General features: G+C 64.7%; 14 protein-coding genes. 8 read left to right on the plus strand and 6 right to left on the minus strand.

What is annotated here, in order from left to right; all coding sequences use genetic code 11:
• The first annotated feature begins 40 nt into the window (after positions 1-40).
• On the plus strand, positions 41-877 hold the full coding sequence (locus tag OO12_RS07535; RefSeq protein ID WP_034158066.1) for a helix-turn-helix transcriptional regulator: 837 nt from the start codon (positions 41-43) through the stop codon (positions 875-877).
• Between the two features lie 18 nt (positions 878-895).
• Here the strand turns inward: OO12_RS07535 and OO12_RS07540 are convergent, their stop codons facing one another.
• Entirely contained in the window at positions 896-1633 is a 738-nt protein-coding gene (locus OO12_RS07540; RefSeq protein WP_034158067.1) for an IclR family transcriptional regulator, read from the minus strand.
• Between the two features lie 93 nt (positions 1634-1726).
• Between OO12_RS07540 and OO12_RS07545 the strand changes: the two genes are divergently transcribed.
• Genes OO12_RS07545 through OO12_RS07570 form a run of 6 tightly spaced genes read left to right on the plus strand, consistent with a single transcriptional unit; the run spans position 1727 to position 9068 of the window.
• The gene (locus OO12_RS07545) at positions 1727-2644 is read left to right on the plus strand and encodes an SDR family NAD(P)-dependent oxidoreductase (protein ID WP_034158068.1); all 918 of its coding nucleotides are present in this window, start codon (positions 1727-1729) and stop codon (positions 2642-2644) included.
• An 11-nt stretch (positions 2645-2655) separates the two neighbouring features.
• Positions 2656-3837 (plus strand): acyl-CoA dehydrogenase family protein, encoded by a 1182-nt coding sequence (locus tag OO12_RS07550; RefSeq protein WP_034158069.1) that lies wholly within the window; start codon positions 2656-2658, stop codon positions 3835-3837.
• Between the two features lie 6 nt (positions 3838-3843).
• On the plus strand, positions 3844-5055 hold the full coding sequence (locus tag OO12_RS07555) for a CoA transferase (RefSeq protein ID WP_034158070.1): 1212 nt from the start codon (positions 3844-3846) through the stop codon (positions 5053-5055).
• On the plus strand, positions 5052-6263 hold the full coding sequence (locus OO12_RS07560) for an acetyl-CoA C-acetyltransferase (protein WP_034158071.1): 1212 nt from the start codon (positions 5052-5054) through the stop codon (positions 6261-6263). The genes OO12_RS07555 and OO12_RS07560 overlap by 4 nt, the downstream gene beginning before the upstream one ends.
• Positions 6260-7858 (plus strand): acyl-CoA dehydrogenase family protein, encoded by a 1599-nt coding sequence (locus OO12_RS07565; protein WP_034158072.1) that lies wholly within the window; start codon positions 6260-6262, stop codon positions 7856-7858. Before OO12_RS07560 ends, OO12_RS07565 begins: the two co-directional genes overlap by 4 nt.
• A gap of 34 nt (positions 7859-7892) precedes the next feature.
• On the plus strand, positions 7893-9068 hold the full coding sequence (locus tag OO12_RS07570; RefSeq protein WP_034158073.1) for an acyl-CoA dehydrogenase family protein: 1176 nt from the start codon (positions 7893-7895) through the stop codon (positions 9066-9068).
• A 9-nt stretch (positions 9069-9077) separates the two neighbouring features.
• Here OO12_RS07570 and OO12_RS07575 read toward each other — a convergent pair whose 3' ends face one another.
• From OO12_RS07575 to OO12_RS28480, 4 genes are all read right to left on the minus strand, one after another.
• Complete coding sequence (locus tag OO12_RS07575) at positions 9078-9932, minus strand: FAS1-like dehydratase domain-containing protein (protein ID WP_034158074.1); 855 nt, start codon at positions 9930-9932, stop codon at positions 9078-9080.
• Positions 9933-10375: 443 nt separating this feature from the next.
• Positions 10376-10693 (minus strand): DUF3325 family protein, encoded by a 318-nt coding sequence (locus OO12_RS07580; protein WP_034158075.1) that lies wholly within the window; start codon positions 10691-10693, stop codon positions 10376-10378.
• Positions 10683-12287 carry a PepSY-associated TM helix domain-containing protein gene (locus OO12_RS07585; protein WP_052215639.1) on the minus strand — a complete coding sequence of 535 codons (1605 nt, stop codon included), beginning with the start codon at positions 12285-12287 and terminating at the stop codon, positions 10683-10685. Before OO12_RS07585 ends, OO12_RS07580 begins: the two co-directional genes overlap by 11 nt.
• Positions 12284-12538, minus strand: coding sequence for a hypothetical protein (locus OO12_RS28480; RefSeq protein ID WP_052215640.1), 255 nt, complete (start codon positions 12536-12538; stop codon positions 12284-12286). The genes OO12_RS07585 and OO12_RS28480 overlap by 4 nt, the downstream gene beginning before the upstream one ends.
• 202 nt (positions 12539-12740) lie before the next feature.
• Here OO12_RS28480 and OO12_RS07595 point away from each other — a divergent pair, with 202 nt between their 5' ends.
• Positions 12741-15029: a TonB-dependent siderophore receptor gene (locus OO12_RS07595; RefSeq protein ID WP_160296757.1), complete on the plus strand. Its 2289-nt coding sequence runs from the start codon at positions 12741-12743 to the stop codon at positions 15027-15029.
• A gap of 45 nt (positions 15030-15074) precedes the next feature.
• Here OO12_RS07595 and OO12_RS07600 read toward each other — a convergent pair whose 3' ends face one another.
• The gene (locus tag OO12_RS07600; protein ID WP_160296758.1) at positions 15075-17525 is read right to left on the minus strand and encodes a TonB-dependent receptor plug domain-containing protein; all 2451 of its coding nucleotides are present in this window, start codon (positions 17523-17525) and stop codon (positions 15075-15077) included.
• Between the last annotated feature and the right edge of the window lie 24 nt (positions 17526-17549).

Raw genomic sequence — 17549 nt, forward strand, 5'->3', positions numbered from 1 at the left:
GTAGTGATCTTATCATGGTATAATGAATAACAGGACCAGAATGCCCAACGACACCGACAATCTGCTGGGGATTTATCTGAAAGATCGCCGCACGCGCCTCGATCCGGCCGCCTTCGGTATCCCCGCGACGCGCAGGCGCACGCCGGGGCTGCGCCGGGAGGAGGTCGCCCAGCGCGCCCATATCAGCCCGACCTGGTATACATGGCTGGAACAGGGACGGGGCGGCGCGCCCTCGGCGGACGTGCTCAACCGCATTTCCGGCGCGCTGATGCTGACCGATGTGGAGCGCGAGCATGTCTTCCTGCTTGGGTTGGGGCGCCCGCCGGAAGTCCGCTACAAGGCGGCCGAGGGCGTCACGCCACGGCTGCAGCGCTTGCTCGATGTGCTGGACGCCAGCCCGGCGCTCATCAGGAGCGCCACATGGGAAGTCGTCGCCTGGAATGCCGCCGCGGCTGCGGTGCTCACCGACTATGGCGCGCTCCCGCCGGGGCAACGCAACATCCTGCGCCTTATCTTCGGCAACTCTCAGGTGCGGGCCGCGCAATATGACTGGGAAAGCGTGGCGCGGTTCGTGGTCGGCGCGTTCAGGGCCGATGCGGCGCGGGCCGGTGCGGTGTCGGAGGTCAGTCAATTGGTCGACGAACTCTGCACGCTCAGCCCCGAATTCGAGACCTTGTGGCGCGACAATAATGTCAACGTCCATGGCGAGGGGTTGAAGCGTCTCCGCCACCCGATCGCCGGGCCGATCGCGTTCGAATATTCGGCTTTCGCGGTTGATGGCCGCCCCGATCTCAGCATGGTCGTCTACAATCCGGCCACGGAAGAGGATGCGGCAATTGTCCGGTCGCTCGTCGCCACGCGGCAGAATCGGCGCTGAGCGCCGGGGTTCCTTTGCTCATGACCGCAACTGGTCCAGTTCGTCTGCCAGGTCCCGCAAGGCCTGGACGGCCCGTTGAATGACCGCATCTGTCCGCGCCGAAGAGAAGATTGATGCCGATACCAGGGCGTCGATCGGGGCCTTTACGGTCAGCGCCACCGCGATCGAACAGACCCCCGCATGCCCGAAATCATCGTCGATCGCATAACCCATCGCGGCAGCCTGGCTGATCTGATCGGCATAATCGGACAATGTCAGCGGCTGCTCCCAGCGTACCCCGGCATAGCGCCGGGCGATCTCATCCCGATCGATATGCTGACTTGCGGCCAGGGCACGGCCGGCGGCGCCGCTGCCGATCGGCTGGCGCTGGCCTTCGGTCATGTGGATCCGGGTCGTCGCGGCACTTTCGCCCAGCGCGGTAAGGTGCAGCCTGTCTCCTTTGGCGACGCGCCACAGGCCGATCACCATATTGTGATCGATCGCGCATCGGGTGAGCAGGGGCCGTGCCAGTGCGGTGAATTTCGCATCGCCATGGAACAGGGCGCCCGGCAGCACGGACCAGCCCGGTGACCAGGCGTAACGCTTGTCGACACGTATCTCGAGCACGCCCTCGGCGACGAGCGTCTTCAGCAGCCCGTGGCAACTGGAAGGGCTGAGGCCGCACAGGCGGGCGATTTCCGACAGGCTGAGCGCATGGTTCTGCGGGAGCATGCGCAGGATCGAAAAGGCGTGGGAGACGGATTTTACCAGGGCCATCGGCCCAGTGTATTTTTCATCATACTGAAAAGCAATTCGCTATATTGAATATCTCGGGAATCCCTTTAGGCGTGTGGCTATCGGGAGAACAACATGACGGGCATCCTGGAACACAAGGTCGTGGCCGTAACGGGCGCGGGACGCGGCATTGGCCGGGAAATCGCCTTGCTTTGCGCGCGCGAGGGGGCGGCGGTTGTCGTCAATGATCCCGGCGTGGCCGGTGATGGCGCAGGATCGGAGGCCGCTCCGGCAGAGCAGACCGTGGCGGACATCCAGGCGGCGGGCGGTCGCGCAATTGCCAATTTCGCCAGTGTTGCCGATCCCGCCGGCGCGGCGTCGATCATCGCGGATGCGGTGACGCATTTCGGCCGGATCGATGTGGTCGTGAACAATGCGGGAATCCTGCGCGACGCGATCTGGCACAAGATGAGCCATGAGGATTGGCGGGCGGTGATCGACGTGCATCTGAACGGCGCCTTCAATGTGTCGAAGGCGGCGACACCGTATTTCCGCGAGCAGCAATCGGGCAGTTTCGTCCACTTCACCTCGACCAGCGGACTGATCGGCAATATCGGCCAGGCCAATTATTCCGCGGCGAAGCTCGGCATCATCGGCCTGTCACAATCGATCGCGCTGGATATGGCGCGGGTCGGCGTCCGATCGAATTGCGTCGCCCCCTTTGCCTGGAGCCGGATGACCGGATCGATTCCGGCCGAAACGCCCGAGCAGAAGCGGCGGGTCGAGCGATTGCAGGCGATGAGCGCGGACAAGGTCGCGCCCCTGGTGGCGTTCCTTGCGTCGGACCTGTCGCGGGACGTCACCAACCAGATCTTCTCGGTGCGCAAGAATGAGATCATGCTGTTCTCCAAGCCACGCCCGATCCGCTCGATGACCAGGATGGAGGGCTGGACACCGCAGGCGATCGCCGACGAACTGGTGCCGTCATTTCGGCCCAGCTTTGCCCGCGCGGACGAAGTGTCGGCGCATGTCTTTCCCTATGATCCGATTTGAAAGCGCACGCGATGTCGACGATCAATTCGGGCATGGATGCCGAAACCTTCGATCAGTTCATCGATCAACTGCGCCGCTATGTGCGCGAGCGGCTGGTGCCGGCCGAGCGCGGCATCGTCGCCACTGACGATATCCCGGCCGAGATCGTGCAGGAAATGCGCGACATGGGCCTGTTCGCGCTGACCATGCCGGAGGAGTTTGGCGGCGCGGCGATGAACATCGCGCAATATGTCCGCACCATCCGCGAGCTGAGCTACGCGATGCCCTGCTTCCGATCGATCATCTCGATCAATATCGGCATGGTCGGATCGGCGCTGAAAACCGCGGGCACCGACGCACAGCGTACCGAATGGCTGCCGCGCCTTGCCGCGGGGGAGATCGCGGCATTCGGGCTGACCGAGCCGGGTTCGGGGTCGGATTCCGCGGCGATGCAGACCAGCGCGGTGCGGTCGGGCAATGGCTGGGTGTTGAATGGCACGAAGCGCTACATCACCAATGCGCCCCAGGCCGATGTGGCGCTGATCATGGCACGCACGTCGAAGGAACCCTTGCCGAAGAACGCCCATATCTCGGCATTCATCGTGCCGATGCGGACGCCCGGCGTGTCGGTCGGCAGCTCGGACAAGAAAATGGGTCAGGCCGGCAGCCATATCGCCGACATCATCATGGAGGATGTGCACCTTCCCGCCGACGCCTTGCTCGGCACCGAGGAAGGCAAGGGGTTCGTCACCGCCATGCGCAGTCTCGACAATGGCCGGCTGTCGGTTGCCGCCGCCGCCACCGGTTATGCCCGGCGCGCGCTCGACTCAGCGATCACCTATGCCAATGAGCGCAAGGCGTTCGGCGAGCCGATCGCCAATTTCCAGCTGATCCAGCAGATGCTCGCCGAAAGCGATATCGAGATCTACGCGGCGACCTGCATGCTGGAGGATGCCGCGCGCCGCGCGGATGCGGGCGAGAATGTGCTGCGCAAGGCCGCCGCCGCCAAGGTCTTCGCCTCGGAGATGTGCGGCCGCGTGGTCGATCGCTGCGTGCAGATTTATGGCGGTGCCGGCTATCTCGCCGAATATGAAGCGGAGCGCTTCTTTCGCGACGCGCGGATCTATCGCATCTACGAAGGCACGACGCAGATTCTTCAATTGCAGATCGCCAAGCATATGCTGCGCGACTTCACTGCCGGCGGAACGGCCTGAACGCCGATGTACGACCTCCTTTCCGGACTGTCGGTGGTCGAGGCTTCGTCCTTCGTCGCATCGCCCAGCGCGGGTCTGTACTGCGCGCAAATGGGCGCCGAAGTCATCCGGGTCGATCAGATCGGCGGTGGTCCGGACTTTCGGCGCTGGCCGGTCACGCCCGCCGGAGACTCGCTCTATTGGGAGAATCTCAATCGCGCGAAGAAATCGGTCGCGCTCGACCTGGGCCGGGCGGAGGGACGCGAACTGCTTCAGCGGCTCATTCGCGCGACCGGGCAATTGATCACCAACTTCCCCGCCACCGGCTTCCTCGCCCATGAGACACTGGTGGATGGCTGTCCGCAACTGGTGACGGTGCGGGTGATGGGCTGGGCGGACGGCAGCCCGGCATTGGATTATACCGTCAACAATGCGGTCGGATATCCGCTGCTGACCGGCACCGGGCCCGACCCCGTCAATCACGTCCTGCCTGCCTGGGACCTGCTGACCGGTTCCTATGCCGCCTTCGCGCTGCTTGCCGCGCTGCGTCGGCGCGACCAGGAGGGCCGGGGCGGCGAAGTGCGTATTCCCCTGTCCGATGTGGCGATCGGTACAGTGGCGAATCTGGGCGGCATCGCGGAATTCCTCCATGCACAACAGCCGCGCACCCGGCTTGGCAATACGGTCTATGGTCTGTTCGGGCGGGACTTTGTCACGCGCGACGCGGTGCGCACGATGATCGTTGTCGTCACCCCGCGACAATGGGCCAATCTGATCGCGCTGCTCGGCCTGACCGCATCGATCGCCCGGGTCGAGGCGGAACGCGGCGTGGATTTCGCGCGCGACGATGGCGTGCGCTTCACGCATCGCGACGCACTGTTCCCGCTGTTCGAGGCGGCGATTGGCGCGCGCGATCATGCCGACCTGGCGGCGGCGTTCGACGCCGGCGGCATTGTTCATTCCGCCTATCGCACGATGGAGGAAGCGATCGCCGATCCGCGGCTGGTGAGCGATAACCCGATCTTCGCCCGCGCCGACAATCCGAGCGGGATGGAGTATCCCGCGGCGGGGGCGTTCGCCACGCTGCCCGGCCGGAACCGCGGTGCACCGCAGCCCGCCCCACGCAACGGCCGGCATAGCGAGGAGATACTCGCCACGCGGCTCGACCTTTCATCGGGCGAGATTGCCCGCCTCATCGACACCGGCATTGTCGGTACAGCAGGAACCAGATCATCATGACTCTTCGCCGCGCCGCCATCGTGTCGCCGATCCGCACTGCCGTCGGCAAGTTCGGGGGTAGCCTTGCGACTCTGACTGCCGGCGATCTTGGCGCGGTGATCCTGAAGGCGCTGGTCGAGCGGAGCGGGATCGACCCCGCGCGGGTCGATGATGTCGTCTTCGCGCAGGGCTATGGCAATGGCGAGGCGCCCGCGATCGGGCATTGGTCCTGGCTGGCGGCGGGACTGCCGCTTGAGGTGCCGGGCTATCAGCTCGACCGCCGCTGCGGGTCGGGGCTGCAGTCGGTGATCAATGCGGCGATGATGGTGATGACCGGCGCGTCCGATGTCGTCGTTGCCGGCGGTTGCGAAAGCATGTCGAACGTCGAGCATTACACCACTGACCTGCGCGGCGGGGTGCGCATGGGCAATGTGACGCTGCACGATCGCTTGTCGCGCGGACGAGTCATGTCGCAGCCGGTGGCGCGGTTCGGGGTCATTTCCGGCATGATCGAGACGGCGGAGAATCTCGCAAAGGATTACGGCATCACGCGCGATCAGGCCGATGCCTATGCCGTCCGGTCGCACCAGCGTGCCGCGGCGGCGTGGGACAAGGGACTGTTCGACGATGAGCTCGTCGCGGTGCCGGTGCCGCAGAAGCGCGGCGAGCCGATTCCGTTCGTTCATGACGAGGGCTATCGCCGCGACGCCAGCATGGACACGCTGGGCAAGCTGAAGCCGATCGAGGGGGGCGTTGTCACGGCGGGCAATGCCAGCCAGCAGAATGATGCCGCCGCCGCCTGTCTCGTCGTCGCCGAAGACAAGCTTGCGGCGCTGGGTCTTGAGCCGATCGCATGGTTCCATTCCTGGGCGGCGGCCGGGTGCGATCCGTCGCGCATGGGCATTGGGCCGGTGGCCGCCGTCGAACGGCTGTTCGCGCGCAGCGGCCTGTCCTGGTCAGACATCGATCTGGTCGAGCTCAACGAGGCGTTCGCGCCGCAAGTGCTGGCCGTGCTCAAGGGCTGGGGATGGAGCGATGACGATTCCCGCCATGACATCCTCAACGTCAATGGATCGGGGATTTCGCTTGGACACCCGATCGGCGCGACCGGCGGGCGCATTCTCGCCAATCTGACGCGCGAACTGGTGCGGCGCGACGGCCGCTACGGGCTGGAGACGATGTGCATTGGCGGCGGGCAGGGCATCGCCGCCATTTTCGAGCGCGCATGACAGGCTCGCTGGACTTCGTGGCGGCTCTCGATGCCGCGCGGCGCTATGGCGCGGCCGCGCGCGCGGCGCTCGCGAAGCGGCTTGCTGACCGTCACATCGACGAGGAACAGCGCGCGGCGCATGGCTTCGCCTGGGTCGCCACGACCATTGCGGCGCTGGAGGCGGTGAATGATTGGGCCGGTGCGGACGCGGCGCGAGAGGTCGATCTGCTGGTGCGGCGGCTCGCATTCGCCGAACTGCTGGCACAATTGGTCGGCGGATTGCCGATGGGCCAGAATGAAATCTTCCGGCCCGCCGATCTCGGGCTCGGCGATGCCGCGCGCGATCTCGCCTCGACCTGCGCCGATCTGATCGAGGTCGATCTTGCTGCCGAACGCCGCACCCTGGCCGGGGCGCTGGCGCGCGGCGACTGGCCAGGCGAGAGCCTGGGCGACGCAGAGATCGACGCGGTCCGCGAACAGTTTCACCGTTTCACCGAAGCGGAGATCGTACCGCACGCGCATGGCTGGCATCTCACCAATGCGCTGATCCCCGATGCGACGATCGCCGCGATGGCTGACCTTGGCACGTTCGGTGTCTGCATCCCCGTCGAATTTGGCGGTCTCGGCCTGTCGAAACTGGTGATGTGCGTCGTCACGGAGGAATTGTCGCGCGGCTGGATCGGCGCGGGTTCGCTCGGCACGCGCTCGGAAATCGCCGGGGAGCTGATCGCCAGCGGCGGCACGCCGGCGCAAAAGGCCGACTGGCTGCCGCGCATCGCCAGCGGCGCGGTGCTGCCCGTCGCGGTGTTTACCGAGCCCGATACCGGCAGCGATCTCGGCGCGCTCCAGACCCGCGCGCGCCGCGACGGTGATGGCTGGGTCGTCGATGGCGCGAAGACCTGGATCACCCATGCCAGCCGCTCCGACCTGATGACATTGCTGGCGCGGACATTGCCCGATCGCAGTGGTTATGCCGGACTGTCGATGCTGCTGGTCCCCAAGGTGCGCGGCACGGTGGACGATCCATTCCCGACTGATGGGCTGTCGGGCAGCGAGATCGAGGTGCTGGGCTATCGCGGCATGCGCGAATATGCGCTGTCGTTCGATGGCGTGCGTGCGCCCGGCGATGCCCTGCTCGGCGGCGAGGAGGGGCAGGGGTTCAAGCAATTGATGCGCACCTTCGAAGGCGCGCGCATCCAGACCGCGGCGCGCGCTGTCGGTGTCGCCAGACGGGCGCTGGAGCTGGCGCTCGGCTATGCGCTCGACCGCAAGCAATTCGGCAAGGCGATCATCCATTTTCCCCGTGTCGCGGACAAGCTGGCGGCAAGCCTGGTCGACATGATCGTTGCGCGCGAACTCACTTATGCCGCCGCGCGGGCCAAGGATCGCGGCAAGCGTTGCGACATCGAAGCCGGCATGGCCAAGCTGCTCGCGGCGCGCGTCGCGTGGAGCAATGCCGACGCCGCGCTGCAAGTGCATGGCGGCAATGGCTATGCGCTGGAATTCGAAATCAGCCGCATCCTGTGCGATGCTCGCATCCTCAGCATCTTCGAGGGCGCGGCCGAAATCCAGGCGCAGGTCATCGCGCGCGGTTTGCTCGAAAGCCGGAATTGATGATGCGATTTGCGGCAGGGGAGTCGAAACGGGCATGAGCAAGCTGGACCGGCTGCAAGGCACGGATTTCCCCGATATTCGTGACGGGGTGGCGAAGCTGTGCGAGGCATTTCCCGACCCCTATTGGCGTGCGCTCGACCAGGAGCGGCGCTATCCGACCGAATTCGTCCAGGCACTGGGCGATGCCGGTTACCTGGCGGCGCTGATCCCGGAGGCATATGGCGGATCGGGGCTGCCGCTCGCGGCGGCGGCGGCGATCCTCGAGGAAGTCCAGCGTGCCGGCTGCAACGGCTCTGCGGGCCACGCGCAGATGTACATCATGGGAACGCTGCTGCGTCACGGCAGCGAAGAGCAGAAGCAGCGTTACCTGCCGGGGATCGCCAATGGCGCGTTGCGGCTGCAGGCGTTCGGCGTCACCGAACCGACCAGCGGCACCGATACCAGTGCGCTGCGCACGACCGCGGTCCGGCAGGGCGATCGCTTCATCGTCAATGGTCAGAAAATCTGGACGTCGCGCGCCGAGCATTCCGATCTGATGCTGTTGCTGGCGCGGACCACGCCGATCGATCAGGTCGTGCGGCGGACCGATGGTCTGTCGATCTTCCTGCTCGACATGCGCGACGCGATTGCCGCCGGTGGTCTGACGATCCGGCCGATCCGCACGATGATGAATCATTCGACCACTGAGATATTCTTCGACAATGTCGAGGTCCCCGCTGAAAATCTCATCGGCGAGGAAGGCAGCGGCTTTCGCTATGTCCTGTCGGGCATGAATGCGGAGCGGATCCTGATCGCCGCCGAATGCATTGGCGACGCGAAGTGGTTTACGGCGCGATCGGCGCGCTATGCGTCGGAACGCTCAGTGTTCGGCCGGCCGATCGGCCAGAACCAGGGGATCCAGTTTCCCATCGCCAAGGCCTATGCCGATATGCGCGCGGCGGAACTGATGGTGCATCAGGCGGCGGCTTTGTACGATGCGGGCGAACCGGTTGCCGAGCAGGCGAACATGGCGAAAATGCTCGCCGCCAACGCATCCTGGGCCGCAGCGGAAGCGTGCGTCCAGACGCATGGCGGTTTCGGCTTTGCCGAGGAATATGACGTCGAGCGCAAGTTCCGCGAGACCCGGCTTTATCAGGTCGCGCCGATCTCGACCAACCTGATCCTCAGCTATGTCGCCGAACATGTGCTCGGCATGCCGCGATCCTATTGATCGCGCGCGTCATACCCATCGGGCCTCCGCCTGCATCGCGACAGGCCCGTCGGGTGAGGCTGTCCAGAGCGGCATGATACCGTCCGCCAGATGACCGGCATGCAAGTGCAGCATCGTGCCGTCCGAGAGCGACGATACGCTACGGAAGTCGAAGGCGACGGGTATCGCTCCCCCGGCCTGATGGACCGCGTGATGGAAAAGCAGCGTGGCTTGCAGCGGGCCATGCACGACCAGCCCGGGATAACCTTCGACCTCCGTCGCATAGGGCCGGTCATAATGGATGCGGTGCGTGTTGAAGGTCAGCGCCGAATAGCGGAACAGCAGCGCGGCGCTCGGGTCGATGATCGAGACCGCTTCGCCTTGCGGCGCGGCCGGTGCGGCCGCCGGTGCGGATGTGCCGGCATCGAGCGTGCGATAGACGATCGTCTGGCGCTCCTGGACCGGGCAGCGATCACCCACCTCGAAACGATGGTCGACGGCGACGAAGCACAAGGTGCCGGACTTGCCTTCCTTGACGGTCAGGTCGGCGATCACCGATCGCCGGCGCACCAGATCGCCGACGTACAGGTTGCCGGTGAGGCGAAGGCTGCTGCCCGCCCACATGCGTCGCGGCAATGGCACGGGCGGCAGGAAACCGCCGCGTCTGGGATGGCCGTCGGTGCCCAATCCCGACATCGGCACCGCGGGCTGGCCCAGGCAGAAATGGATCAGGCCGGGCGCGATCGCCCCCGGCTCGGGCGGATCACCCGGCAGGCCCAGCGTTGCCTGGAATTTGCGCACCAAGTCGATCGTCAGCAGATCGTCGACGACGTCTTCGCGCCCGATCCATGATTTCAGATGCTCGATATCTAGTGGCTCGCTCATGCTTGTCTCGTACGATATCGAAGAAGGATCAGGGAAGAAATCTCTCCAATTCCCGCTCGTCCCGAAGCGCCGCGCATTTGGTTGGATTGGTTCAGTCCGATCGGAGATCGCGTAACGGCCGGTGAGGTTGGATACTCAATCAACTATATGATATATAATAATATTATATAAATCCTCGCCGAGGTCGCGGCAGAAAAGATACGTTACATACCGGTGTAACATATCTCTCGCCGCCAAACCCTTCAGCCTCCGTTCCCTCAACCCCGTCATCGTCACCGTCGGCGATTCAACCGTCACAGCGGATCGGGCAGGGCATCGCCTGCCGGATGGCGATCGGCGCGCTCTTTCTCACTGTCGGAAAACAGCATGGCCGCGGCACGACGCGCAAGATCCTGCGCGTGACCAGAGCCGCGATCAGCGCGTTCGACTGGGCGCTCGATGCTCTAGAAGAATGCCAGCGGCAGCGAGACGATCAGCGCCGGCAGCCAGGCTTGCAAGGCGCGGTCCGGCCAGCGCGACATTGCCAGGACCAGCAGGATGCCGCTGAGGCTGAGCAGGCCGATCCACGCAACACTGCCCTGGAACGGGCCGAAGCGCATGAATGCCGCGATGCACGAAGCGACGATCAACGCCCAGCCTGTGATACGTGCCGACAGCGGTGAGGTCAGCGGGCCGCGCGACGCGATATGACGGTGCCGCTGGCTCGCCCGCGCCAGACTGGCGAGGCCGGCATAGCCGAGACAGGCGATCTCAAGCGGCATCGACCATCTCCCGTGGTGCAGCGGCCTTCGGTCCGGACACGCGGCGTGTGCGTGACGCCGGAAGGGGTTTGCGTGCGGCGTGCCACGCAGCGAAGCCGAGCAGCGCGGCGGCGCACAGCATGACCAGGTCGACCGCGATGAACAGCCCATCGCCGACCATGATCGAATGTATCAGCCCGCGTCCCGTGGTCAGCGCATTGACCAATGGCACTGCCGCGCAAATGGCGGCGGCGATCGCCAGCGTCTCGATCCATGCCCGCCGTACCGGACGCAGCAGCGATGCCGCCGCCAGCCCGAACCACATCCAGAACATCGTGGAGACTTCCAAGTCAGCGCGGCCGGGCAGCGTGGCGGGGATCAACCGGTTGGCGAGCAGGAATGCGGCCATGCCCGCGGGCAGGCACGCGATGGCGCCGATATTGAGCCGTTGTACCAGGCGATAGCCGAAAAAGGGCATTGCGCCGGGCTTGCCGCGCTTGGCGGTCCACAGCATCAGCCCGGTGGCGACCATCGCCGCGCCGGTCAGTCCAAGCAGAAAATAACACCAGCGCAGCACCGGGCCGGCGAACCAGCCCATATGCAGGCCCAGCATCACGCCCGCGGTCGTGATCGCCGGACCAGGGGCGGGCGAGGCGGACAGCCGGTGTCCGTCGACTCCGGAATAGGTGATCGATTGCCCGCGCGCGTTAAGCGTGTCGGCGCCATCGCGGATAATGGCGACTGTCGCGGCCGCATCATTGGGATTGCGCACCACGATCCGCCCCGGCCGGCCGCCATGCCACTCGGCGGCGGCGGCGCGCGCCAGCGGCCCGATATCGGTCAATGGCGCGGGGCGTCCCGATGCCTCGGTCTCGTCCTCGCGGCCATAGGCATCGGCGGCGAAGGCGCTGGGCGGCTTGTAGTTCGCCGCGATCGGCCAGGGCATGTACATCAGCACCAGCGTGATCAGCCCGGTATAGGTAATCATCGCATGAAATGGCAGCGCGAGCACCGCCGAGACATTGTGCGCATCCAGCCAACTGCGCTGGCCTTTTTTCCAGCGCAGCGTGAAGAAATCGACGAAGATGCGTTTATGCGTGATCACGCCCGAGACGATCGCCGTCAGCATGAACATCGCGCACAGCCCGGCCAGCCAGCGGCCCCAGGGATGCGGAATCTGCAACTGGAAATGGAAGCGATAGAAATGCTCGCCGCCCCGCGTCTCGCGGGCGTTGAGCGTTGCACCGGTGGCCGGATCCAGCCGGATTTCGGGTGTGCGCGGGGGACGGGGCGCCTTGGGATCGGGGTTGTCGCGGGCGCGGGTGAAGATCCGCGTCGCGGTGGTCCGTTCGTCGGGCAGGTAGATGGTCCATTGCTCGTCGCGCGGGAACGCCGCTTGCATATGCGCGATCGCGGTCTGCGCGGCGTGTTCGGGCGAGACCCGCGACAGCGCGATCTCCGGCTGCATCCAGCGGGTGATTTCGGGCCGGAAATAGCTCGCCGTTCCCGTGAGGAACATGGCGAACAAAATCCATCCAGCCAACAGCCCGAGCCAAGTGTGGATCCAGGCCATCGACCGGCGCAGGCCGCTTTCCTTCGCCGCCGCCGGCGTCATGGCCGCACCCCAAGCAGCACTGCCGCGCCGATCGACAGGAGCGCCATTCCCCAGACGATTGCCGCCACGCGCCACAACCGCGCTTCGTGGAAACACCACAGGCCGATCACCGCATAGAGCAGGAAGGACAGGATCATCGCCCAGCCGGTTGCTTCCGCGCGTGCGATCGGCAGCAGCCGCGCGGACAAGGTCGCAACCCCAGCCGCCGCGGCATAGCCGCCGATCAGGGCCGTCAGGCAGCGCGCGGCCATTGCCGATCCGCGCCGGGCGGATGGTTGCCGCGCTTGCGCGCGCGATGTTCCGGCGTTCGTCAAAGCTTCGCATTCCCCATGGTTTCGACTCTTGCGCCGCGCGCCAGCCGGCCCTAGCAGCAATTGCGAATCGTTAGCAATAATAGGGTTGCCCCACATGATCACTAAATCCGATCGTCTCCGTCTGGCCGGAAATCTCTGCATGTCGCTGCTTATGGCCTCGGCGCTGTGCGCGCCGGTCGCCGCGCTGGCGCACGAGTCCGGCGATGCGACCGAAGAAGCGGAAAGTGATGATGCGATCGTGGTGACGGGGGTGCGCGAGAAGCAGACGGGCGCAGGGACCAAGACCGACACGCCATTGCTGATCACGCCGCAAAGCATCACCATCATCGATCGCGAGGAACTCACGCGCCGCAACGTCCAGTCGATCAACCAGGCGCTCGGCTATGTGGCGGGGGTCTCGCCCAACCAGCGCGGCGGCATGGTGACGCGCTACGACCAGCTGATCCTGCGCGGCTTCTCCCCGGGCGTCTATCTTGACGGAATGCGCTTGATCGCCGGCCCCTATTCGACGCCGCAGATCGACTTCAACCGCATCGACCATATCGATGTGGTCAAGGGGCCGGCCTCGGTCCTTTACGGTAACTCCACCCCCGGCGGCCTGGTCAATCTGACCAGCAAAACGCCCGAAGCCACCGCCTCCGGCCGGTTCGAGCTTCAGGGCGGAAACTTTGATACATGGCGCGCATCGGGTGATGTCAACCAGCCGCTCGATAGTGATGGCCGTATCCTCGCGCGGATCGTTGGCGGCTGGCAGAAAGGCGACGGGCTGACGTCCGGCACCTTTGCCGAGCGCTGGCATGTCAGCCCGATGCTGACCTTCGCACCCGATCCGGCGACCAGCCTGACGCTGATCGCTACCTATCAGCGGTCACCCAGCGGCGGCGGCTATTCGGGCGTGCCGGCCTATGGTTCGGTGCTGCCCAACCCCAAGGGCCAGTTGCCGCGCGACATCAATACCGGTGATCCGGGTTATGAGCGGTACGACCACCGCGCCAAATCGGTCGCGATGTTGTTCCGCCACGACTTCAACGAGCATCTATCCTACCGTTCGAGCGCGCGGTTCCAGAACAATCAGCTGAGCTATCGCCAGCTTTATATCGCGGGCTTCGCGACGACGGGCACGGATGCCGCGCGCAACAGCGATTTTGGCACGATCATTCGCGGCGGCGGCGGCGCGGACGAGGATTTCAACACGCTGACGCTCGACAACAGTCTCAATGCGAAGTTCGAAACCGGACCGCTTCGCCACAACATCCTGGTCGGAGTCGATTACCAGCATATTGCGGGCGAGAATGTTCAGCAGTTCAATACCGGCGTGTCGGCGAATCCGCTGACCAGCATCCCCAATCTCAGCCTGTTCGCGCCGGTTTATGGCCAGGCGCTGCCCAGCTTCGATCTGACCAAGCTCTCGCCTGCTTATGTCAACACTTTTGGCAAGCGCGATCAGGTCGGCATCTATCTCCAGGACCAGATCGCGATCGGCCGGCTCCAGCTCATCGCGAGCGGCCGTTACGACTGGTACGATCAGACGACGCTCAACAAGAATCCGACAACGGCGGCTGCCCGCGCCGCGCCGGTCACGACGCTGTCGCAGACCGCCTTCACCATGCGCCTCGGCGCGCTCTACGAATTCCCCTTCGGTGTCTCGCCTTATGTCAGCTATTCGGAATCGTTCGAACCGCAAGCGGGCACGACCTATCTCGGCGTGCCCTTCAATCCGGTGACTGGCCGGCAATATGAAGCAGGAATCAAATATCGGCCCGCCGGCACCAATGCGATCTTCACGCTCTCCGCTTATGATTTGAAGCGGCAGAACGTGCCGGTCGGCGATCCGCGCGCGGGCACTGGCGGGATTCCGACCAACGCCCAGATCCAGATCGGCGAGGTCCGCGTGCGCGGTGTCGAGCTGGAAGGGCGGGGTGAAATCGTCCCGGGCTTCACCGTTGTTGGCGCGCTGACCTATACCGACGCGATCATCACTCAGGGTACGCCGGCCATTGCGCCGACTGCGACCAATAGCGGCACGCCGACCACCACCGGCACGCGTCAGCTGGGTACGCCGAAATGGCTGGCCTCGTCGTTCCTTTCCTATGATTTCGGCAAGGGCGGGAATGTCGCCGGGGCGCTTGCCGGTCTCACGCTGGGCGCCGGCGCGCGTTATGTCGGGGCATCGGATGGGACGACCAATTATGCGGTGATCAGCAACGTCACCACCTTCCAGCGCTTCACCACGAAAGGCTTCATGCTGATCGACGCGCTGATCGGCTATGACCTTGGCCGCGCCGTGCCGTCGCTCGACGGCGTCACGCTGGCGGTCAATGCCGCGAACCTGTTCGACAAGCGCCATGTCAGCGCCTGCCCGTTCAACAACAGCTGTTATTTCGGCTCCGCGCGGACGGTGATGGCATCGGTGCGCTATGCCTGGTGACGCGCTCGCCCCACGCCGATCGCGGCGTGGGGCGCGTGCCTCGACTCAGAAGCGCTTGCTCAGGACCACGCCGATCGTGCGGGGATTGGGCGGGTTGTTGTAGGGATCATATCCGACCACCCCGTCGATGACGCGGGGTGGTTGCTTGTCGAAGACATTGGCGATGATGAACTGCACGTTGCTGCCGGCCAGCCAGGACGCCGATGACAAATGTCCCAGGTCGAAACCGAGGAACAGCGAAGCGGTCGTGAACGACCCGATCTCCCGGTTTTGCACGCCGGGCCGATCATCGGTGAAGCCATCGACATAATTCACTACCGAACCGATCGAAAAGCCGTCGCGTCCCCAGGCGACGGTGCCGTTCAGGCGCAAATCGACTGGCTTCGCATAGCCGTCGAGCCGCGAAATCGCGGTCGATCCCCCGGCTTTGAGCGTGAGGTTCAGAATATATTGGCCGGTCAGGTTGACGCTCGCCGTGCCGCCGAACAACTGGCCGCGATAGGCCAGGTCCAGGTCGAGGCCATCGGTGGATTCCACCGCGAAATTCTGTGCCCTGATATCGGCGATCAACTGCACCTGGGACAACAGGCTGGCGGGTACCTGGCCCGCATTGTCGAAGAAGGTCAGGTCGCCGTTATTGATCGAGGGGACTTCCGCGAACCGGCGGAAAACGTCCGGATTGTCGATGACTTGCCGCACCTGCGCCGAGCTGGGGTGGGCGGTGTTGAAGACTTGCAGATCGCTGACCGACAGGCTGTCGTCCGGCGATGGCGTGCCGACGCGGCCGGAAATCTTGATCCGGTAATAACCGGCCTTGATCGTCAGATTCGGAATGAAGGTCGGCGTGAAATCCATGCCGATCGTGAAGGTGTCGGCATTCTGGGTCTTGAGATCGGGATTGGCGCCGGCACGAAACATCACCAGCGCCTTGCCCGCGGGAAGTGCGGGATTCTGATCCTTCGGATCGAGGAATTTATAGTCATAGATTCCGAACGACACTTGTTCGGCAATACCGATCGTACTGCGGAATCGGGGCACGAGGAACGACCGGGCATAGGTTCCGCGCAACGCGATGGACCGGTCGATCTGCCAGCGGATGCCGATCTTGGGCGACAGCGCCGTGTCGAACCCCAGATCCTCATAGCGCGCCGCAGCCGACAGGGTCAGCGACCGTATCAGCGGTACGGCCTGGTCCGGCCCGACGATCGGTATATTCACCTCGCCGAAGACCGATTTGGCCTTTCGCGTACCGCCATTGCGGTTGAAGAAGATCGTCGCATCGGTACGCAGCGTCTCGGCGCGATATTGGACGCCGCCCGCCACCAGGATCGGTCCGGCCGGCAATGTCGCCAGCGCGGTCTGTCCGCGCAGCTCGGCGACGAAAAGGGTGTTGGTTTCCTGGCGCGTGCTGGGCGGGCGGGCCATCCGGCTGGAACTGCTGTCGGTGCGGTTGCGATGATAATCGACCGTCAGGTCCAGCGCGGTGCTGCCACTGCCTTGCCAGTGAACGCCATTATAGACTGACACCCCGGTGGTGCGGGTCCTGAAGACGCGGTTGAATGCGGGTTCGTCGAGGTAAATCTGCTTGGAATCCCGGTCGCGCTGAAAACGGGAGGCATCGATCGAAAAAGTGAAATCGCCGATTTCCTGCTGCCCGCCGGCATAAAAGCCGGTGAGTCGCTCGTTGGGAAGCTGCGTGATCTGCAGCGCCTCGCCCGAGACGTCGACCGGCGCGCCGACAAAGGGCGCGCGCTTCTGGTACATCGCCATGCCATAGACGCTGCCGCTACCCCATGAATGGCCGGCCAGCGCGCTGGCCTGCACATCCTTCTTGCCCGTCCGGGTCGCGGTCGCGCCGCGCACTTGCAGCTCAAGGCCATGGGTGGGCTTGCGCGTCACGATGTTGACGACCCCGGCGACCGCATCGGCGCCATAGGTCGCGGACGCGCCGTCCGGGATGATGTCGATTCGCTCGATCAGCATCGATGGAATGACCGACACGGTCGGGGCTTCGGTCATGCCGACAGAGGGCATGCGCCGGCCGTTGAGCAAGGTCAGCGTGGCGTCCGACGCAAGGCCGCGCAGCGCAAAACCCGAAAAGCCGTCGAACTGGTTATAGGTCGTCGCGTCGCCGAGCGGGCTGCCGATCCCCGCACCAGTGGTCGCGAACTCGCTCAGGTCGCCGGTGAAATTCTGCGGTATCGTCAGCATATATTCCGACACCGAACCCGATCCGGATTGCACGATGTCCGCCTGGCTATGGGAGAAGACCGGGCTGGCGACATATTCCTTCGGCAAGCCGCGGATCAGCGAACCGGTGACGACGATATCGCCTTTTTCCTTTTCGGTATCGCGCCTGTCACTGCGCTCGGCGCTGTCCGACAAAGCCTTTTCGTCGGTTTGGTCCGCCGGCGATATTTCCTGGGCGGCTGCGTGCGATGTGCAGGCCCCAACCAGCGCGACGACGGCAAACCCCTTGATAGCCGAATATTGCAAAACCATTCCCCCGATTTGATATGT

Origin of the sequence: Sphingomonas sp. ERG5, assembly GCF_000803065.1 — a bacterium.
Classification (GTDB): domain Bacteria; phylum Pseudomonadota; class Alphaproteobacteria; order Sphingomonadales; family Sphingomonadaceae; genus Sphingomonas.